Origin of the sequence: Parapedobacter sp. SGR-10, assembly GCF_011030405.1 — a bacterium.
Lineage (GTDB): Bacteria > Bacteroidota > Bacteroidia > Sphingobacteriales > Sphingobacteriaceae > Sphingobacterium.
Genome location: NZ_JAAJTJ010000038.1, coordinates 1 through 20,283 on the forward strand (window position 1 = coordinate 1; position 20,283 = coordinate 20,283).

General features: G+C 42.6%; 18 protein-coding genes. 10 read left to right on the plus strand and 8 right to left on the minus strand.

The window, feature by feature from the left end; translation table 11 throughout:
• Window positions 1-182: 182 nt before the first annotated feature.
• Window positions 183-773: a uracil-DNA glycosylase family protein gene (locus G5B00_RS17170; RefSeq protein WP_163878476.1), complete on the plus strand. Its 591-nt coding sequence runs from the start codon at window positions 183-185 to the stop codon at window positions 771-773.
• A 78-nt stretch (window positions 774-851) separates the two neighbouring features.
• Here G5B00_RS17170 and G5B00_RS17175 read toward each other — a convergent pair whose 3' ends face one another.
• Together G5B00_RS17175 and G5B00_RS17180 are read right to left on the minus strand one after the other, a co-directional pair.
• The gene (locus G5B00_RS17175; RefSeq protein WP_163878479.1) at window positions 852-1,292 is read right to left on the minus strand and encodes an energy transducer TonB; all 441 of its coding nucleotides are present in this window, start codon (window positions 1,290-1,292) and stop codon (window positions 852-854) included.
• Between the two features lie 62 nt (window positions 1,293-1,354).
• Window positions 1,355-2,341: a hypothetical protein gene (locus G5B00_RS17180; RefSeq protein WP_163878482.1), complete on the minus strand. Its 987-nt coding sequence runs from the start codon at window positions 2,339-2,341 to the stop codon at window positions 1,355-1,357.
• A gap of 232 nt (window positions 2,342-2,573) precedes the next feature.
• Between G5B00_RS17180 and G5B00_RS17185 the strand changes: the two genes are divergently transcribed.
• The 8 genes from G5B00_RS17185 (at window position 2,574) to G5B00_RS17220 (ending at window position 12,046) form a co-directional block, all read left to right on the plus strand.
• Window positions 2,574-3,893 carry a dicarboxylate/amino acid:cation symporter gene (locus tag G5B00_RS17185; protein ID WP_163878485.1) on the plus strand — a complete coding sequence of 440 codons (1,320 nt, stop codon included), beginning with the start codon at window positions 2,574-2,576 and terminating at the stop codon, window positions 3,891-3,893.
• 160 nt (window positions 3,894-4,053) lie between these two features.
• Window positions 4,054-4,560 (plus strand): GbsR/MarR family transcriptional regulator, encoded by a 507-nt coding sequence (locus G5B00_RS17190; protein ID WP_163878488.1) that lies wholly within the window; start codon window positions 4,054-4,056, stop codon window positions 4,558-4,560.
• Window positions 4,561-4,569: 9 nt separating this feature from the next.
• Window positions 4,570-4,935 carry a hypothetical protein gene (locus G5B00_RS17195; RefSeq protein ID WP_163878492.1) on the plus strand — a complete coding sequence of 122 codons (366 nt, stop codon included), beginning with the start codon at window positions 4,570-4,572 and terminating at the stop codon, window positions 4,933-4,935.
• Window positions 4,936-4,939: 4 nt separating this feature from the next.
• Entirely contained in the window at window positions 4,940-5,317 is a 378-nt protein-coding gene (locus tag G5B00_RS17200) for a hypothetical protein (protein ID WP_163878494.1), read from the plus strand.
• 28 nt (window positions 5,318-5,345) lie between these two features.
• A complete protein-coding gene (locus G5B00_RS17205; protein ID WP_163878497.1) occupies window positions 5,346-6,281 on the plus strand; it encodes an SRPBCC family protein in 936 nt (311 codons plus the stop codon).
• A 2-nt stretch (window positions 6,282-6,283) separates the two neighbouring features.
• Window positions 6,284-7,177, plus strand: coding sequence for a TIGR01777 family oxidoreductase (locus tag G5B00_RS17210; protein WP_163878500.1), 894 nt, complete (start codon window positions 6,284-6,286; stop codon window positions 7,175-7,177).
• A gap of 263 nt (window positions 7,178-7,440) precedes the next feature.
• A complete protein-coding gene (locus G5B00_RS17215; protein ID WP_163878503.1) occupies window positions 7,441-10,578 on the plus strand; it encodes a SusC/RagA family TonB-linked outer membrane protein in 3,138 nt (1,045 codons plus the stop codon).
• A gap of 4 nt (window positions 10,579-10,582) precedes the next feature.
• Complete coding sequence (locus G5B00_RS17220; RefSeq protein WP_163878506.1) at window positions 10,583-12,046, plus strand: RagB/SusD family nutrient uptake outer membrane protein; 1,464 nt, start codon at window positions 10,583-10,585, stop codon at window positions 12,044-12,046.
• Between the two features lie 72 nt (window positions 12,047-12,118).
• Here G5B00_RS17220 and G5B00_RS17225 read toward each other — a convergent pair whose 3' ends face one another.
• From G5B00_RS17225 to aqpZ, 5 genes are all read right to left on the minus strand, one after another.
• The gene (locus G5B00_RS17225; protein WP_163878509.1) at window positions 12,119-14,239 is read right to left on the minus strand and encodes a type IA DNA topoisomerase; all 2,121 of its coding nucleotides are present in this window, start codon (window positions 14,237-14,239) and stop codon (window positions 12,119-12,121) included.
• A gap of 51 nt (window positions 14,240-14,290) precedes the next feature.
• Window positions 14,291-14,701, minus strand: coding sequence for a PIN domain-containing protein (locus G5B00_RS17230; protein WP_163878512.1), 411 nt, complete (start codon window positions 14,699-14,701; stop codon window positions 14,291-14,293).
• On the minus strand, window positions 14,698-14,952 hold the full coding sequence (locus tag G5B00_RS17235) for a DUF6364 family protein (RefSeq protein ID WP_163878516.1): 255 nt from the start codon (window positions 14,950-14,952) through the stop codon (window positions 14,698-14,700). Before G5B00_RS17235 ends, G5B00_RS17230 begins: the two co-directional genes overlap by 4 nt.
• A gap of 103 nt (window positions 14,953-15,055) precedes the next feature.
• Complete coding sequence (locus tag G5B00_RS17240) at window positions 15,056-16,396, minus strand: deoxyguanosinetriphosphate triphosphohydrolase (protein ID WP_163878519.1); 1,341 nt, start codon at window positions 16,394-16,396, stop codon at window positions 15,056-15,058.
• A gap of 340 nt (window positions 16,397-16,736) precedes the next feature.
• On the minus strand, window positions 16,737-17,447 hold the full coding sequence (gene aqpZ / locus G5B00_RS17245) for an aquaporin Z (protein WP_163878522.1): 711 nt from the start codon (window positions 17,445-17,447) through the stop codon (window positions 16,737-16,739).
• 301 nt (window positions 17,448-17,748) lie between these two features.
• Here aqpZ and G5B00_RS17250 point away from each other — a divergent pair, with 301 nt between their 5' ends.
• Window positions 17,749-19,092, plus strand: a complete 1,344-nt coding sequence (locus G5B00_RS17250; protein ID WP_163878525.1) for a DNA recombination protein RmuC — start codon at window positions 17,749-17,751, stop codon at window positions 19,090-19,092.
• A gap of 104 nt (window positions 19,093-19,196) precedes the next feature.
• On the opposite strand, the gene G5B00_RS17255 is transcribed toward G5B00_RS17250, so the two are convergent.
• Window positions 19,197-20,255 carry an aldose epimerase family protein gene (locus tag G5B00_RS17255; RefSeq protein ID WP_205966464.1) on the minus strand — a complete coding sequence of 353 codons (1,059 nt, stop codon included), beginning with the start codon at window positions 20,253-20,255 and terminating at the stop codon, window positions 19,197-19,199.
• Between the last annotated feature and the right edge of the window lie 28 nt (window positions 20,256-20,283).

Here is a 20,283-nt window from a genome sequence, read left to right on the forward strand (position 1 = left end):
AAACCCATATATCCAAAACAAAAAAAACCTTAAAACAAATAAAATCCGCAACCGGCTGAAAAACTGAACGATATTTTTTTGGAAAAGCCCCATTAACTCGATATTCTATAGATTTTGACCTTTAGTTTTTTAAGCATCAAAAATAATTCTTATATTATCGACACAATTTCAATACCACCAAAATGGAGGAAAATCTCGACGAACTTATGTTTCGAATAAAAGCCTGTCGTGTATGCGAAGGAAAATTACCGTACGATCCGCACCCTGTTTTTACACTAGACCAGACTTCCAAAATATTAATTGTGGGTCAAGCTCCCGGCATAAAAGTACATCTATCGGGCATCCCTTGGAACGATCAAAGTGGAAAAGAGCTCCGAAAATGGCTCAATGTATCCGATATGGATTTTTATGACACCCAAAAATTTGCGATCTTACCCACAGGTCTTTGTTACCCGGGGAAAGGTAAAAACGGAGATCTCCCTCCACGGAAGGAATGTGCACCATTGTGGCATCCTCAGATTCTCAAAAAGCTCAACGATGTCCAATTGGTTCTCCTGATCGGCAAATATGCTCAAGAATATTATCTGAAAAATGAAAAGTACAGGAGTCTAACCGACAGCGTAAAAAACTACCATGAATACCTCCCTCGGTTCTTCCCGTTACCTCATCCCTCCCCTAGAAATTTCATATGGCAGCGAAAAAATCCATGGTTTCAAGAGAGGGTAATTCCCGTACTGCAACAGTTGGTCCAACAGATATTATACCCTACATGAGTATCCTCCCTCGGTTTCTATCCATAGTCCCACCTCGACGGCAGATCATCAACCACAGACATAGGGTTGGTTGTCTACTCAAAGATCCAAAACAGCTGTAATCGGCTGTTTGAACCGTGTCCTAACCGGTTTGTCAGCTACCTTTCCAGGCTCCCATTTTGGGGATTTTTTCATAATACGAAGTACCTCACGCGAAAATTCGGGACTTACCCCATCCTTATTAAGCACCTCAATATCACAAACCTCACCATCCTCACATACCGTAAACTCAAGATAAGCAGTCTGTCTCGAACCATATTTTACATAGGCGACACTGTCCAAAGCTTGAACAGCCCTACCAATATCCAAATTATTTTCTAAAAACCGACGCCATCCCTGTAACCCTCCGGGAAACTGAGGGATCTTATCCACAACTCTTACAATACTCGTGTCCTTTGGTACAACAGTTTTTTCCTGAGCATAAATCAATATGCCCCAACAAATCCCAACAGCCACAAGCAACACTTTATTCACAACCATTATACCTCTTATCTATGAAATTACCCCTGCTAAACTCTCCACAAAACACAAGCCAAAATTCTTTATCCCAGCAAAGGTACATCCACATGTGCTCTGAAACTCCCCTCTTCATCCGTAAGAAAAGTCATAGGATGTTCGGGATCTTTAATGATTTCAAATAGTGTATATCCCCATGGTTTCCAAAAATTTTCGAGAACCTGTCCATAAATTTTGGCCTGCCAAGGATCGAAGATAGGCTTCAATGTCCAATCATTGAGGGGCATCGGCTCTACAAAAACTCTCTTTCCAGTATCCATATAAGTATATTCCGGCAAGCGATTGAATAAATAAGCAGAATAGAAATAACGCGCACAGATTTCCTCAAACTGTATAGGATGCAGCCTATAGCCATCTATTTTTTTCAAAACATCTTCATGATAGATAGCATTCGTACCATTGTCCTGCAAAGTGGCGATGATGGCAAAATCATGCATACGTAAGGAAAATATCAAGGTATTGATTTCGTCTCTATAGGAGAAGGTTTCAGGTGCATTTGCCACCGGAAAGATCTGAATGGTAAAAGGATTTCGCTGTTCGAACTCCATATTCACCACAATAGACTGCAACATAGCGTGCAGATTGCGAAACTTGTGTACCAAAGCTTGAGAAAAATTCATCGGCTCGCCAGAAAGCATCGATTGACGAATCCCGGTTTGTATCTCGTTAAAGACCACGCCATACAATATTTTGGCTACCCAATGGAACAAAACAAGTTCATCCAAGTTTCTTACCGCTTCATACCCCTGCTGCACAGCTTCCTCGACCTTGATTTCTGTTTGTTCAAATAAGGAAGCGACATCTGCTGAACAGGGCACCTGAAGCTGTTTGTAGGTTACGATACGCTCATCAAGCATCTTAAAAGGTTTTTCTTCCAAATCAAATGCACGCATCATCCATACCGGAAAGACTTGAATACGTTCGTCTTCCGATTGCAATTGCCTTCCAGTCAAAAAACAAGTTTGATTGTCAAATTGAAAGTCTAAAAACGGATTGTAAAGTGTTGTCGCCATACCATAGCAAAGGTAAAGTTTTCCTACCACTTCATCACGTTAAAAACCTCCGAATCTACACAGCATATACCAGATCAACATTTTAAAACAATTTCACTACCTTTTTCATCTTATCAAAAATTTAACAGATTTTTACGGTCAATTGATAAAAAAATGATACTTTTACGGCGCTAACAAACATAGAATCTAATTTTAACATGCGAGGACAACGACTCTCAACCTAATATTATACATGAAGAAACTTTTCAAGACGCTTTATTTTCAAGTCATTGTGGCTATTATTATTGGTGCTACTTTAGGCCATATCTATCCTGAAATGGGTGTTGCGCTGAAACCGTTTGGCGATGGTTTTATCAAACTCATCAAAATGATCATCGCTCCTTTGATTTTCTGTAGTATCGTGTTGGGTATTGCAGGTATGGAAGATGTCAAGAAAGTAGGTAAGATTGGTGTTAAATCCATGATTTATTTCCAACTGACCACTTTTATGGCCATGTTTATCGCTATGGTGGTTATCAATCTTGCCAAACCGGGCGAAGGTATGAATGTCAATTTATCTACCTTGGACACCTCGCAAGTAGGATCCTACATCGAAGGCGGCAAAGAACAAAAAGGTGTGGTGCAGTTTTTATTGGACATCATTCCGAATAATGTCATTGGCTCTATTGCGGAGGGGAATATTCTGCAGGTGCTGTTTTTTGCTGTGCTGTTGGGTTTTGCTTTTTCAAAGATGGGCGAAAAGGCCGACCCGGTAAAACGGGTCATGCAATCTTTTTTGGATGGGATATTTCTCGTCATCAAAATGATCATGAAAGTCGCTCCGATCGGTGCCATGGGTGCAATAGGCTTTACCGTGGGACGGTATGGCCTCGGTATCCTCAAATCATTGGGCCTGATGATGATTTGGTTTTATGTAGCCTGTCTGATCTATATCTTTGTATTTCTCGGTATCCTGCTGTGGCGATACAAGATCAGCATCTGGAAATTTTTAGGATATATCAAAGAAGAGTTACTTATTGTACTAGGCACTTCTTCTTCCGAATCGGTGTTGCCGGCCATCATGGAAAAGATGGAAAAAGCCGGATGCAACAGATCCTTGGTACGGTTGGTGATCCCCACCGGTTATTCCTTCAATCTGGATGGTACGGCGATCTACCTGACCATGGCGGCTATCTTCCTTGCCCAGGCCATCGGGCAGCCCATGGGATTGAGCGAACAATTGTTTCTGATCTTTGTACTTACTTTTACCTCCAATGGAGCAGCAGGCGTCACGGGAAGCGGCTTTATCATCTTGGCCGCAACGCTGCCGATCGTAGGGCATATTCCGGTAGAATCCATCGCGATCGTATTCGGTATAGACCGCTTCATGAGTGAAGCCAGAGCGCTGACCAATATCATCGGAAATGCTTCAGCCACGCTCGTGCTCGCCAAATGGGAAAACGAGTTGGATATGGATCAATTGAATAGTGTCCTCTATAAAGAAAAAAAGAGTGAACAACAACCTCCAGTAGAACAACCCACCCCCATTCCCGACGAAATAGAAGGACCTTGACACCTTGAAAACAAAAGACTACAGTCGTTTCATCTAGTTATTTTTTTGGCCCTCTCGGGCCAAAACTTTTTTTAAAGCAAAATTTTAATAATATTTTATTTTCAAAAATTATTGAAAATTCAAAAACTATTTATAATTTTGAATAAACAAGTACGGCAAGATGGAATTACAAGAAGCAAAACAACAATTTATAGATACTTGGGGTACACTAGGGACAGAGTGGGGCATTAACAAATCCGTAGCACAGGTACATGCTCTCCTCCTCTCCTCCAATGCCCCTCTATCCACAGACGAGATCATGGAAAGGTTGGTCATCTCACGAGGGAACGCCAATATGAGCATCCGCCAACTCGTCGAGTACGGCATCGTCTACAAAAAACACATCGCAGGCGACCGAAAAGAGTATTTCGTTGCTGAGAAGGACGTATTGAAATGGGCGATGAAAATTGCCATCATGCGCAAAAAGAAAGAACTCGACCCCGTGATGGATATCTTAAAAGATATCACCCAAGCAACAGAAGAAGACAAAACGGAAGACGGCAAGGCTTTCCACCAAACGGTAAAAGACATACAGGTGCTTACCGACCAACTGGAGACCATAGCCAACAAAGTCTTTCAGTCCAATCGGGCAGATTTATTGATAAAATTGTTTAAACTCATCGTATAGCCATTAGCCATGAATTACAATATCCTTGCATACCTCATCTTTGGCACGGTCACCGTCTACATTATCTACTGGGTCGGCAAGATGTTCCACCGCAATGGAAGGATATTCATCCTCACACTTTTTGATCAACGTAAGGATATCACGGATACGACAAACAATCTGTTACTAATCGCCTATTACCTGTTCAACATCGGGTACGCCATATTACAGTTCAGCACTTGGGGCAAAGTCTCTGATTGGAGCTCACTGATCTCCAGTGTCTCCGTCAAAACAGGTTTATTAATACTGCTACTAGCAGGACTCCATTTCAACAACATGCTTATTATCTATTTACTCTCAAAAAATAAAACACATTCATTAACCCTTAAACAATAAAGTCATGGAAAATCTAACTGTCATCGCTTATGCCATCTACTTGCCTGTCGCTATTGGTCTGACGTATTATGTAGCCATTGTCTTGTTCAAAAATAGTATTGTCTACATGAACGACATATTCGAAGGAAGGCCCGATGTGGCCAAAGCGACCAACAACCTGTTCCGCATCGGTTTTTACCTCTTGAACGTGGGTTTTGCGTTGTACATATTGGAAATGTATCTCCATCAGTCCACCGTACAGGAACTTATCGAAAAACTGAGCTACAAAATTGGAGGATTCAGTATTTACTTGGGCATTATGCTGTTCTTAAATATGTTTTTATTCTTCCGCGGTAAGCGTATTGCTAAACAAAGAAGAGCAGTTCCCCCGGCATTTAGATAAGAAACGCTAAAAACCAAATCCGACAGCAATGAAAAAGATACTACAAGACAAAAGTTTTCGGTTATCCATTCTCATCACAACTTTATTTATCGGAACAGGTATCCTGTTTCTGTTCTTGGGTCTTACAGACTATAGCTGGACGTTATTTGTACTTCTTCCTGTTGTGCTCGGCATTGCTGTCGGAACCATGAAAGTCAGAAAATATGCTTTACATGGTGCCATTCTCACGACAGTTTTGTTGCTCATTGCTATTTACATACCCGGCATGTCCGGTGTTATTTGTATTGTCATGGCAATTGTCTTGGTTATACCCTTCATTTTTCTTGGATATGTGGTCGTTCGATTAGCAAAAAGATACCGAAAAATCAACGATACAAATAAACTATCCATTCTTACTTTGCCTCTTCTCCCCTTTCTGATTGTTGCGCCATCTGAGCATTATTTAAAGAAAGAAAAGGAAGAAATCATTTCCGTAAGTACCGAAAAGATTTTCGATTACAGCCCCGAACAAGTTTTTGATGCTATCAAATCAGTAGATACGCTTGATGCTGAAAAACCTTTGTTATTGCAATTTGACTTGCCCATTCCAGTAAAATGTGTGCTGGAAAAAGAAGAGGTAGGAGCCAAAAGGATATGCTATTTCAAAGGAGGCAGGATGAGCAATGCAGACTTTGGAGGAGGTACAATAACGGAAATTGTTACGGAATATGAAAGAGGAAAGGTATTAAAAATGGATGTGGTGGACTATACACTTGTAGGGCGAAACTGGCTGGGTTTCAAGGAAGCTATCTATTATTTCGAACCCATTGAGGAGGGAAAATGCAAAATGACAAGGATTACGACGTACACTTCCGTTTTGACACCTAGGTTCTATTGGGAACCCATGGAAAAACTCGGCATCCAACAAGAGCACGAATATGTATTCAATAATTTAGAAAAAGATCTGAAAAACCAATTCGATTAAAAATGGAACGTAAAATAGTTATAGCAGGAGCAAGCGGATTTGTAGGAAAATATCTGACAAAACGGTTTCTGGCATCACGCTATCAAGTTGTATCCATTGCACGGAGCAACGGTGGTATCCCTTGGAATGATTCCAGAAAAATCATTGAAGCATTAGAGAATTCCGAAATGCTGATAAACCTGGCGGGAAAATCGGTTAATTGTCGTTACAACAAACTTAATAAAGCAGAGATACTCTCTTCTAGGACCGAAACCACCCGAATCCTCGGCGAAGCGCTGTCCCACTGCTCCAATCCGCCCGAAATCTGGATAAACGCGAGTACAGCGACCATTTACAGAAATGCGGAAGACAGAGCTATGACGGAAAGTCATGGTGAAATAGGCACAGGATTTTCGGTAGAAGTTGCCAAACTTTGGGAAAAGACTTTCTTTGGTTTCGAATTGCCCGATACCCGACAAGTTGCCCTCCGTATAACCATCGTGCTTGGTCTCGACGGTGGTGTAATGACTCCCTTCAAAAACCTGGTTCGCTTCGGACTGGGTGGCAAGCAAGGCAATGGTAAACAAATGTTCAGCTGGATACACATCGAGGATTTATACCGCATCATCCTATACATACAATCCCATAAGCACCTAAGCGGTGTATTCAATTGTGCCGCCCCGACACCGGTGGACAACCGGACATTGATGCAGACTTTCCGCAGGCTTATGCACGTCACAATAGGCTTACCCTTCTCAGCATGGCTATTGGAACTGGGAGCTGTAGTGATTCGTACAGAGACTGAGCTTCTCCTAAAAAGCAGGTGGGTCATCCCCAAACGTTTGTCGAACGAAGGTTTTGTTTTTAAATTTCCTACTTTGGAAACCGCCCTTACAGATATATTGAGCCATGAATGACAGCTATACAACTCCATACATTGTGCTTTTTGACGGACAATGCAATTTATGTAACCATGCTGTACAGGATGGCTCATTCAACATTCGCTATTCTATTAGTGAGCTATGCCTACCTTAAACCTCAAAACACAGTAATGTAAAAAAAATATTACAAAAACATAACAAAACACTGCTTTCTGCGTTTTAGTAGTGTCATTCACACGACTATTTATTTTGTTTTGGCCAAAAGCCGACAAAAAATTTGTAAACGAATATCTACGTATATGCAGAAAACAAAGTGTTATTTTCAATTTCACGGTATTTACATTATCCTATCCACATTATTTATAGCAGCGCTTCCCATATTCGATATCCATGCGCAAATCTCCACTGCACAAACCGACACTTTAGCCAAAATTGACGTACAAGGTACTGTAAAAGACCATGATGGCACGCCACTTTCCGGTGTTGCGATCCAAGTCCTAGGAACACAGAATCAGACACAAACCGATCAATCCGGGATGTACAAACTATCCCAGGTGGAAAGCAATGCGCTCCTTGTGTTCCGAACGGACGGCAAGAAAAATGTGACCGAATTGGTTGAGGGACGACAAAATATCGATGTACAGTTCGTTTCCAACGAAACAAAATCGATTGATGAGGTAGTCGTGGTAGGATACGGGACAGCGCTTCGTCAAAACGTCACCGGAGCGATCAGTTCCCTGAAAGGAAGTGCTTTTCAACAACAGGCCATTAGCACCGCAGAAGAGGGAATTGCCGGCAAAATCCCCGGTGTACGCGTGAGCCAGCAATCCGGCTTGCCCGGCAGTGCCATGAATATCAAGATTCGGGGGATGAATACCATTACCGCCTCCAGCAGCCCATTGTATGTCATTGATGGCCTTCCACAAAGCCACATGCGCAATGTTAATCCACGGGATATAGCATCGGTCGAAGTATTGAAAGATGCAGCTGCTTCATCCATCTACGGATCCCGTGGTGCGAATGGCGTGATAGTCATCTCGACAAGGGGCGGTGCTGAAGGTGCAACGTCGATAGAATTCAATGGATATACAGGCTTCCAGCAAGTAGAACGCATATTACCAATGATGGATACCTATCAATATACGGATTATATCCGTTTTGTACGAAATGAAAGATACCGGCTCACAGGTGGGGATCTATCTGCCCCTGTACATGAGCGCCCTGCTGAATTCCAATACCCCGACTCCTATAACAATCCTTCTTCTCTTCCCAATAACAATTGGCAACGAGCCATTTACAGATCTGCCCCCATGCAAAACTATGACCTCACCGTATCCGGGGGAGGTGAAATCGGAACATTCAACGTTTCGGGTGGTTATATGAGCCAGCAAGGTGTCATGCGCCATACAGGTTTTGAACGCTACAATCTTCGGGCCAATACACTATTCCATATACATGAAAAAATAGACATAGGAGCAAATATTGCCACAGCCCTGAGCCGTCAACAAGCACCACAAACAGAGGGAAAGGAAAGCAATGCCCACTATGCTATCGTCATGCCACCCGTCGTGGGTCTGGATGAAAATACAGAAAGCACCGGCTATTCCCAGGCACATACCTTCATCAACCCGTTGGTAAGATTGGCCGAAATGACTGCCAATGGCAGGGGACATAATCTCCACCTCAATACTTTCGCAGAATACAAACCCATTGAAACGCTCAAACTACGTACGCAGCTCGGCTACAATTACCACAATGCAACGTACAACGAATTTATCCCCTTCAATGTCAATGGTGGCACAAAGGCGGCCGGATTTGCCACAAACCGCAATTCGTTCAATATGAGCATACAGAATACGGCAACCTACACACCAGATCTGGGGCAAGATCACAGTCTGGAACTATTGGCAGGACAAAGTTTTGAACGCAATAGCGAAGAATACCTGGCCGGTGGCGGAATGGATTATCCAAACGACCTAAATCCTTGGCTCGATAATGCAGGTACACCTACCCTAGCAAAATCCAATGCAACAGCCAATACCATAGCATCCTACTTTGGCCGTGCACAATACCAACTTCTCAATCGGTATCTTTTCATGGCTTCGGCGCGTTACGATGGTTCTTCACGGTTTGGACAAAACTACAAATGGGGGTTGTTTCCTGCTTTTTCTGCCGGATGGAAGCTCAATGAAGAAGCTTTTTTAAAGGATGTAGATTTTATAGACTTGCTCAAGATCAGAGGTTCTTGGGGATTGGCAGGTAATGATCGTATAGGAGACTACGAACATATCGCCTTATTAGCCACACAAAATTACAACCTCAACGGCGAACTATTCAACGGGTTGGTCCCTTCCACCATCCCTAATCTGGATTTAAGCTGGGAAAAAACACAAAGTGTCAATATCGGATTAGATGTTTACCTATTTGCCGGTCGCTTGCAATTTATCGCCGATGCCTATCGCAACAAGACGACCGACCTACTTCTGAATGTACCTACGACAAGGTTGTCTGGATTCGCTAATATTCGCAAAAACGCAGGTGCTGTAGAAAATAAAGGTTTAGAATTTCAACTTACAGCCACCAATATTGAAAAAACCAATTTCAGATGGACGAGTAGCCTCAACTTTTCACTCAACAGGAATAAGGTACTCGACATGGGGACAGCCGCAGATATTGTCGTGAATACTTGGGGAGCAGATGCTTTCATCACAAAAGCCGGACACCCCATAGGCAGTTATTATATGTACCAAACCGAGGGATTGCTATTGCCCCACCACTTTGACAACGATGGCAATGCATTAGTACCTATTGCCAATGGACAGCAGGAAGGCAATATCCGTATTGTAGATCAAGACCATAACAATATCATCAATACGGACGACTATGTCATATTGGGAAGCAATCAGCCGGACTTTCTTTATGGTTTCAGCAATGAGATCACATACCAGGGATTTGATTTCAGTTTTGATCTTCAAGGTTCCAAGGGAGGAAAAATATTCTATCAAGGAAGAAGAGGTTTTGACAATGGTGTCGGCGAAGGAAGCAATCAGTACGCACGATGGCTCCATTCTTACAAGACGGAAGAGATGAAGGCATCCATTCCGGCAGGAGCCAATATGGAATGGGACGGAAAAACACCCAATTTCTTTGGCGTGAATCCCATTTACAACGATACTTGGCTGTACGATGCCTCCTTTTTGCGTATCCGCAATATCACTCTTGGCTATACCCTCAGTGAAAAAAGCTTGGGCAAACTACGTATGAAAAAGGCCCGTCTATATGTGATGGCGGACAACCTCTATACATTTACCAAATATCCAGGTGCTAATCCCGAAGCAAACAACTCGGATGGCAATGAAAGCACAGCTGCGGGCATTGACTATGGCTCCTATCCTATTTCCAGAAGATTCACCTTTGGTGTCCAATTAGCATTTTAATATCATGAAGAGACTACATATATATTATCATTTCATCATCCTTATTGTGTTGGTGTCCTTGTTTCCCGGTTGTTCAAAACAACTGGAACTAGCTCCTCCATCCAAATACAATGCACGCGATTTTTACAAAACACAGCAAGACTTTTCTTTGGCCATTGGCGGGACATACGGCGGATTGAGGGGCATACACAGTTATCAGTATCCCTTAGTGGTCGAAAGCTTGAGCGACAATATCAGTACATCGACCAACAACCCCTACACCCGATATACATTGGATGCCAGTGATCCCAACGTGCTTTCACTTTGGTCGGCTTATTGGACCATCATCGACCGGGCAAATAACATCTTGGACCAAATCGATCAAGGACAGTTCACGGATACTGATCTGCAAAAAAAGATAAAAGGTGAAGCACTTTTTATCCGAGGGTTTTGCTATTTCCAATTAAGCTGGTTGTTTGGAGGTGTTCCCATTGTAGATCGTGTCATGACCGAGCAAGAATTGCTACAGCTTACGCGTCCCTCTGTCGAAGTCACACTGACTTTTGCAGCGCAAAACCTTATAACGGCTAGCGAACTATTACCGGAGACCAGTACGGGCAAAGACATCGGCCGTGCTACCAAGTATGCGGCATTTGGTCTGTTAGGTAGATTATATCTGTTCAACAAGCAATACGACAAAGCAAAAGCAGCTTTGGAAGAAGTTATCGATTCCGAAAACTACAACCTGTACGACGATTTTGCTGACTGCTTTAAAAACACAAAAGACAATGGCGAAGAACACGTATTTCAGATACAGTACACCTCTGGACTTATCAATCAAGGCAATCAGTTGGTGTACACGCTCGTACCCGAAAATATCCGTTCGCCCCTCTTTCCAAATGGTGGACGTTCCCTATGGCTTGCTGTCTCCAAGGATCTCTATGAAAGCTATGAAGAACAGGATATCAGAAGAGACGTCACCATACAAAAAGGATATACAACGAGCAGTGGCGTCATCGACACGGAAACATTGCTATATGTAAAATATGCACACGGCGACGTTCCTGGCATTCCCGAAGACAATGATGTCAATCTTTCTGTCCTGCGGTATACGGACATTTTACTGATGTATGCTGAAGTGTTGAACGAACTGGAATTTGAAGCCAATGGTGAGGCTTTAGAAATCCTAAACAATATACGGGATAGAGGCGACGCAACGCTATACGAAGCTACAGATCTTACTTCTCAGGAAGACTTTCGGGAGGCCATCTTCCACGAACGCCGCTTGGAACTTGCCTGCGAATTTCTACGATGGTTCGATTTGGTTCGAATGGACAGAACACGAGCAACATCCATTCTCGAAAACTTCGTCAGCCAGGTCAATGAGGGAAATGGCACCTATAAATTTGACAGCAAATTCTATCTATTGCCCATCCCTGCATCAGAAAGACAAGTAAACAAAAATTTGGAGCCAAATCCAGGGTATTGATAGAGAGATTACAGTTTAGACTGTAATCTCTCTCGGTTAAGCATAAATATTTTAATAGTTTCGTTTACTCAATTATCCAGTATTCCCTACTCCTACTTTAAATTCTTGAAAAACCAATGGCGCTTCCACAAGTTGCCCATCTTTGCTCTTCACACCTTTCAGTACCGAGGTTTTTCCCTTCTCCAAGAGGTTTTTCATTTCCTTTTCATCTAAAAAAACACCATTCAATGTACGCCATATCTTGAAATCGCATCCCCGTGCATAATGGTCACATTGGGCAACTTTATCGTATAGTAAGATATTTCCGGATTGACACTTTGGACACTTTATCTTGCCTTTTTGTTGTGGTTGTATCTCTTCATGTTGAATAGCAATGCGCAATTGCAACAGTTCCTTGGTAATCTTAGCGGTATAATCCTTGATATGTTTCATAAACACGTCGTACGACACTTTGTTAGCCCGCATCTCCTCCAGTTTCTGTTCCCACTTTCCAGTCAACGTCACCTTGGCTATCGAACGATCTTTGATCAGATTATACACAGCTAATCCTTTCTCTGTAGGGATGAGCTTTTTCTTATCCCGTTTGATATAATCGCGTTGAAACAAAGTCTCAATAGTTGCAGCACGTGTAGCAGGTGTTCCTAGACCACAATCTTTCATGGCTTGACGCATCTCTTCGTCCTCGATCTCCTTACCCGAAGTTTCCATAGCCTTCAATAAGGAGGCTTCCGTATGAATAGGTTTGGCCTTGGTAAAGCGTTCGGCAAGTTCCAAGGTCATGATCTCTAACAGTTCTTCGGCCGTCAGCTTAGGTAATTGTGCATTTTCATTGTCCTGATCATCAGAATTCTTATCTTCATCAGGCAAATCGACCTGCTCAGATGAAAGCCTCCACCCGTACTGTTTAATGACCGTTCCTTTGGCGATCAATTCTATACCTTGCGCATCGATAGTAACCGTGGTAATATCTTTCAGACAAACTTCCGAGAAACTTTCCACCATACGCTTGGCAATCATGTTGTAGATATTTTGCTGATCTATAGGCATAGGACCTGGCTTTTCTTCCGTGACCAATAAAGCATGGTGATCCGTCACTTTTTTGTCGTCTACCGAACGTTTGTTGAGCTTTGCCCCAATAAGATTACGGGAAATGACAGCAATACTTTCCTTCGCAGTATCTGCCAAATGTTGAAACAATTCTTCAATCTTCTCAAACACATCTTCGCCGATATAGCGCGAACCCGTACGCGGATATGTAATGATTTTTTTCTCGTACAAAGTCTGCGCAATACTCAGCGTCTGGTCGGCAGAGTAGCCATACTTCTTATTGGCATCCTGTTGCAAAGAAGTCAGGTCAAACAGTAGCGGCGGTTGCTCTTTGGTTTCTTTCGCTTCGACTTTGACGACTTTTGCCAGTGCGCCTACTGTAATCTTAGCTATAGCGGCCTCCGCATCCTCTTTTTTGTCGATTTTGTTGGAAGTCGCCTTAAACGAAATACTATCTTTTTCAAATCCTGCCTGTATTTTGTAAAATGCCTGAGGTTTGAAATCCTTGTTCTCCAAAAAGCGGGAACATATCATCGCCAAGGTCGGAGTCTGCACACGGCCTAACGATAGCAACCCCTTGTTTCCTGCAGCCAATGTCAATGCCTGCGTGGCATTGATACCGATCAGCCAATCCGATTCCGAACGGGATCTGGCCGACATATACAGACTATCGTACTCCGTTCCGTCTTTAAGATTGGCAAAACCTTCCCGTATGGCCTTGTCGGTTTGGGAAGAAATCCATAGCCGTTTGAACGGTACCTTAGCACCCAGGTAATAATAGATATTCCGAAAGATCAGTTCACCCTCACGTCCCGCATCGGTAGCAACAATGATTTCTTCCGCTTCCTGCAACAAAGTTTTTATGGTATTCAGTTGCTTCAATGCCCCTGCATCATCCATCTGCTTACCATCCCGTTTGATCTTCTTGGCTTCTAGGCGAAATTCATTTGGAATAATCGGCAGATTGGACACCGCCCATGTGGCATAGCCATACGCTTGCGGGGTACACAATTGAACTAAATGCCCAAAAGCATAGGTAAATGCATAACCATTTCCCGTGATATATCCATCCTTTATTTCCTTCGCTCCCATCACACGAGCCAGATCCCGGGCTACCGAAGGTTTTTCTGCTATAACAACTTTCATGTATGCATATTGCAATTGCACTTCCTATAGTAGGTAGGTGTACATTGCCATCTATATAGTATTCAAAAACGTTTCACAATCTTGCACCGGAATTTCCGAAAAATAGAAATCCGACACATCTTCCGATACAATAATCTGACAAGAAGATTGAACTGCTGCATAATACTCCAATCCGTCTTCGAAATCATGGACAGCCGTATTTCTAACCGTCGACAATACTGTATTTACATCTGTGGTCGTAATGTCCAATTTCCTAGACAATAAGGCTATTTTCTCCCGGGCCCGCAATGTGCCACTTTTCTTTTCTGCAAAATAAAACGCAATAGCCAAACAGATCGGTGAGGTGTACACCCGAAACCTAGAATTGTCCGCAAGGCTTAAAATCTTAGCGGCATACGGAAACAGAGGATACTGTCTGTTCAGCACCGCCACAATCACATTGGCATCGACAAAAACCCTCATTTCTTGGCATTGTAAAACTCGGCCTTGAGCTGCTTACGGGATGGTGATTTTTTATATTCGACGCCTTCTTCGGCTACGATATTGATCCAATTCGAAATCGGAAGATCTTCCAAAGAGGCATAATTCTTGGAGGTCATCTGCTTATAGACAAACTCCGTAAGACGGGATAGGCTGATGCCATGCTTGGAGGCAAATGCCTTGGCATCCTTTATGGTATCCTCATCAAAGGACAATGTAATCTTTGCATCCATAACTTTCTCCTTTCAAAATCTATACGACAAAAATATTATTTTTATACGGGACTTCCAAATCCCCACACAAAAACATGATCAAAAAGAAATCCTTCGTATGATTTTACAATGTCGCTATCGATATACCTTTGATTTTGCGATAGAGCTGCAAAGCATATAGATCCGTCATGCCCGACACAAAATCAAGTACATCTCTGATCCTATCATAGACTTTTACACTACCACTATGGAATTGTACAGGTATGAGGTCTGTTAATTTCTGATCCAATTTACTGGGCCTATCCGCAAGGTAGGCCGGAATAAATTCTTCGAGCAGACCTTCCATCACCTTATAGCCTGCTACCTCTATTTCGACTACCGAAGAGGCATTATATATTTTTTCGTAAGATATCTTCTCGATACGTTTCATCGCCTCCAAGAGCACACCTTGCAATGCGTCCACCAAACTTTTATCAAAAGATCCTAAGAGAATCTGCTCCTGGTTGGTAATAAAAACCTCAGCACAAGCACGGATAAGTGTGCTGATGGCCTTTGCCCGCATCAAGCTTACGCGGCTTTCTGCATCATTGAGTCCAGCCAATCTTTCCTTAAGCTGTCTATCTTGGCACAAAGGAAGCAGCAATTCCTCTACCTTTTCATAACTCAGTATTTTCAACCGGTGGGCATCTTCCAGATCAATAATATTGTAACAGATATCGTCAGCAGCCTCCACCAGGTAGACCAAAGGATGTCTTTTATATACTGTCTCTCCCTCTTCATCCTTCTGCATACCCAATTCTTCCATAAGACGCAAAAATGTCTTTTGCTCAGATTGAAAAAAACCATATTTCTTGCGGTGAAGAATGCCCTTCTTACTTCCCTCTATTGCCGCACATGGATATTTGATAATGGATGCCAATGAGCTATATGTCAATGCAAAACCACTGGGATCCTTACCGTTGAATGCATGTGTGAGCACCCGCAATGCATTCGCATTTCCTTCAAAAGCTACCAAATCGGCCCATTCCTCATCCATCATCTTATCTTTAAAGCAAATACCCTTACCCGTAAAATAATTTGATATAGCGGATTCGCCAGAATGTCCAAAAGCCGGATTACCCAAGTCATGTGCCAAACACGCAGTCGCGACAATTGTATCTATCTCCTGCAATAGAGGAATCTGTTCATCGACATCCGGATATTGTCTTTTATATTCATTATAGAACATGCGGCCCAGAGACCGGCCAACTGAAGCAACTTCCAGGCTATGGGTAAGACGATTGTGTACAAATACAGCCCCCGGCAAGGGAAAAACCTGCGTCTTATTTTGCAAACGGCGAAAGGGAGAAGAAAATATCAAACGGTCATAATCACGTTGAAATTCCGAACGGGCATCAAATTGTTCGTGGGGAATACGCCCTTCATACCCCCATCGCTTTGCAGACAAAAGTTGTTTCCAATTCATCAAAATTGTGGATTATCTCAGACAAACTTAGATAAAATGCTCTGCATTCACGAATGCCTACAGCAAAAAAAATCATGAGTAATTCATTTTTATATGCAATATAATCGCATGGTATATAAAAATGAATTTAATCGGTCTCTCCTCTGCCATTGAAGTCTTATTATTATAGAGGAAACCTGCATGAGCTGCCACTCAGAAAAGGATATGAATAAACCAGCTCATGCAAGCTTCATCGCCTTTTAAGAACAATTTATTCGGATGAAACATACTGTTTATGAATAAAAAAATGATCGGAAAAACCTATTTCCGACCATCCATCAATTCCATCTTGTGTTACCGGCTAACCTGCTGTCTGCTCTTTTTGCAACAAAAACCTGTAAATAGCCCCTCCTACAACAGCTCCCAGAATAGGGGCCAACCAAAACAGCCACAACTGAGGAAGGAATTCGCCACCTGCAAACAATGCCTGTGATGTCGAACGTGCCGGATTGACCGAAGTATTCGTAATCGGAATAGAAATCAAATGGATCAATGTCAATGCCAATCCGATCGCAATACCTGCAAACTTACCATTAGCCCATTTGTCCGTTGCTCCCAAGATCACGATCAGGAAAAACGCCGTAAGCACAAACTCGGCTACAAAAGCTGCGCCCACACCATATCCCTGGGGAGACAGATTTCCATAACCATTCGCTGCAAATGCTCCTGCCGCCGTGTTATCAATCCCAAACCCATCCTTTCCCGATGCGATCAGATACAAGACACCTGCCGCAGCGATAGCACCAAGTACTTGCGAAATGATATAAGGAACCAATTCCTTTTTATCAAATCTCCCCCCAACCATCAAACCAAACGAAACCGCCGGGTTGAAGTGTCCACCCGATATATGCCCCACAGCATACGCCATCGTAAGCACAGTGAGACCAAACGCCAGCGCAACACCTGCGAAACCTATCCCCAATTCGGGTATCCCTGCCGCAAAAATCGCACTCCCACACCCTCCGAATACCAACCAGAAGGTACCAAAAAATTCTGCTAAATAACTTTTCATTGTTTTATATTATATTGATTAACAAAACCTAATATAAATATCAACTATAAACCAAAACGAAATAAATTTAAAAATTGTAGCGTTTTGATGACCTCAATTTGTAGCGCTTGAAATACGAAAAAGCCTCATTCCAATCCCTAACATATTTTTTCCTAGGCATTTTTGTAGCGAAAAAACGACCTGGAGATAAGACAAAAATTCGAGAACACTAAAAATACGTTATCACGCTGATCCTGTTCTGGATTTTTGTATATTTAAAAATCCATCATATCTTAGCAGATCCACAAAAAAAACACTGCCCATGACACTGACAGAAATACTTTTGATCATCGGCCTCCTCTTGTTGGTCGTCAATATTTTGATTTCACTACTTAAAAAGCCTAATTCCGACAACGATAGACTAACGGCACAAATGAGCCGGTCCAACCTGGAGATTTCAAAGATAGATCCTTTGATACGGACGGAATTTTCAAACAATAGGACGGAGCTGGCTTTCGGATTAAAATCCTTTGAAGAAAAGTTTACTGCAAACGTAAAGGATTTCAACGAGTTACAACGCCAAAAATTCAATGATCTACTATTCAGACAGGAACAGATCAAAAATGAAACCGAGACCAAACTGGAAAAAATACGTGAAACAGTCGAGCAAAAATTAAGGCATCTGCAGGACGACAACAACAAGAAACTGGAAGAAATGCGGAACACCGTAGACGAAAAACTGCAAAGTACTTTGGAAAAAAGGTTTAATGATTCCTTCACACTGATCAGCGAACGCCTTGAACTTGTGCACAAAGGATTGGGCGAAATGCAGACCCTCGCCCACAGTGTCAGCGACATCAAAAAGGTAATGACCAATGTCAAATCAAGAGGAATTCTGGGCGAATACCAATTGGCCAATATCCTCGAAGACCTCCTCACCAACGAGCAGTACGAAAAAAACGTCAAAACCAAAACGAACAGCGGAGCAATCGTCGAATTTGCCATAAAACTCCCCAACAATAACAATCTGGAAAAAACCCTTTGGCTCCCCATAGATTCCAAATTCCCAAAAGAGGATTACGAAGCATTAGTTGACGCTTATGACGAGGGCAATCCCGAAAAAGTAGAGGAATTGAAAAAGTCCTTTAAAAATGCAATCATCAAAAACGCCAAAGACATCAAAGAAAAATACATCGATCCGCCAAACACGACCGAATACGGTATTATGTTCCTGCCTTTTGAAAGCTTGTATGCCGAGGTTTTAAGAACACCCGGACTATTCGAACTCATTCAGAAAAACTATAAAGTGACCATCACAGGCCCTACAACGTTGAGCGCCCTACTGAGCAGCCTACAGATGGGTTTTAGGACATTGGCCATCGAAAAAAGAAGCAGCGAGGTCTGGGACCTCCTCGGAGTGGTCAAGACAGAATTCGGAAAATTCGGCACCGTATTGGAAAAAACCAAGAAAAAACTACAGGAAGCCACCAACACCATCGACCAGGCCAGCGTACGAAGCCGAGCTATCGAACGTCAGCTACGAAAAGTACAGGAATTGCCCAATCCGGAAGCACAGCAGAAAATCCAAACTGAAATAAATGAAAACAGTATCGACATCGATGATCCGGCAGGAAATATATTATTTGACGAGGATATGGAGGTATAGGGATGGATTATCCGGTAGAATCCACGCAAAGGTTTGCTTCTTTCCAATGGTTTTATCAGTAAAATACAAATACTTTTCCGAATCCTTATTACTGCCCAAGTATATTACTTTCGAACCCCAAACTTGTATATCGTCTTGCTTTCGAAGACCTCTCCGGGATGCAGTATGACATTTGGAAAATCGGGATGGTTCGGACTATCCGGATAATGTTGTGTTTCCAGACAAAATCCACCATACTTCAAGTATTTATGACCGGATTTACCTTTGTCATCGGTCAAAAAATTGCCTGTATATAAATGCACTCCTGGTTCGGATGTGAATACTTCCAACGAAATCCCGCTTTGCTCGGCATAAGCGGTTGCAGCGGCCGTATTGATGGGCTGTATATTGACAAAGGTATGGTCATAGCCATGTGCAAATCGTAATTGCTCCTCCTCGGCATGTAGATCTTTCACGATTTTTTTCGGTGTCGTGAAGTCGAAAGCTGTTCCCCGCACAGGATATTCCTCACCTATAGGTATTTGTTGCGCATTGATAGGGATAAACTTCTCGGATGGAATATGCAGGATATGATTCTGCGTATCTCCATTTCCCTCTCCGTTCAGATTAAAATAAGCATGATTTGTCAGGTTCAGGACGGTAGTTTTGTCGGTGGTAGCCCTAAACTGGATAACGATCTCATTCTCGTTTGTCAGTTCATAGGATACATTGGTCTTCAATTCACCCGGAAACCCTTCTTCTCCGTCGGGCGATACATAATAGAAGTCTATCTTTTTCTTGAAACTTACCTGCCTGTCCCATACACGTTCATGAAAACCTCCTGGACCACCATGCAAGCTATTAGAACCATTATTTTGTGCCAGTGTATATTTCTGCCCTTCAAGGGTAAACTTTCCATTGGCAATACGATTACAAAATCTTCCTGCGGTCGCCCCATGGTATTTTTCTTGCGCACGTAGATAACCTTGAATACTATCAAAACCCAAAATCACATCCACCAAGTTGCCATATTTGTCCGGAACCAAAGCACTGACCAGTCTCGCGCCATAATCCGTCAAAGCGATCTGCATTCCTGTACGGTTCGTTAAGGTCAGTAAATGGGTATTTTTCCCGTCGATATTATGTTCGAAATCCTTAGGCTTAGGTAATGTGTAGTTTATCATTATGCAATTCTATATACCGTATAAATAT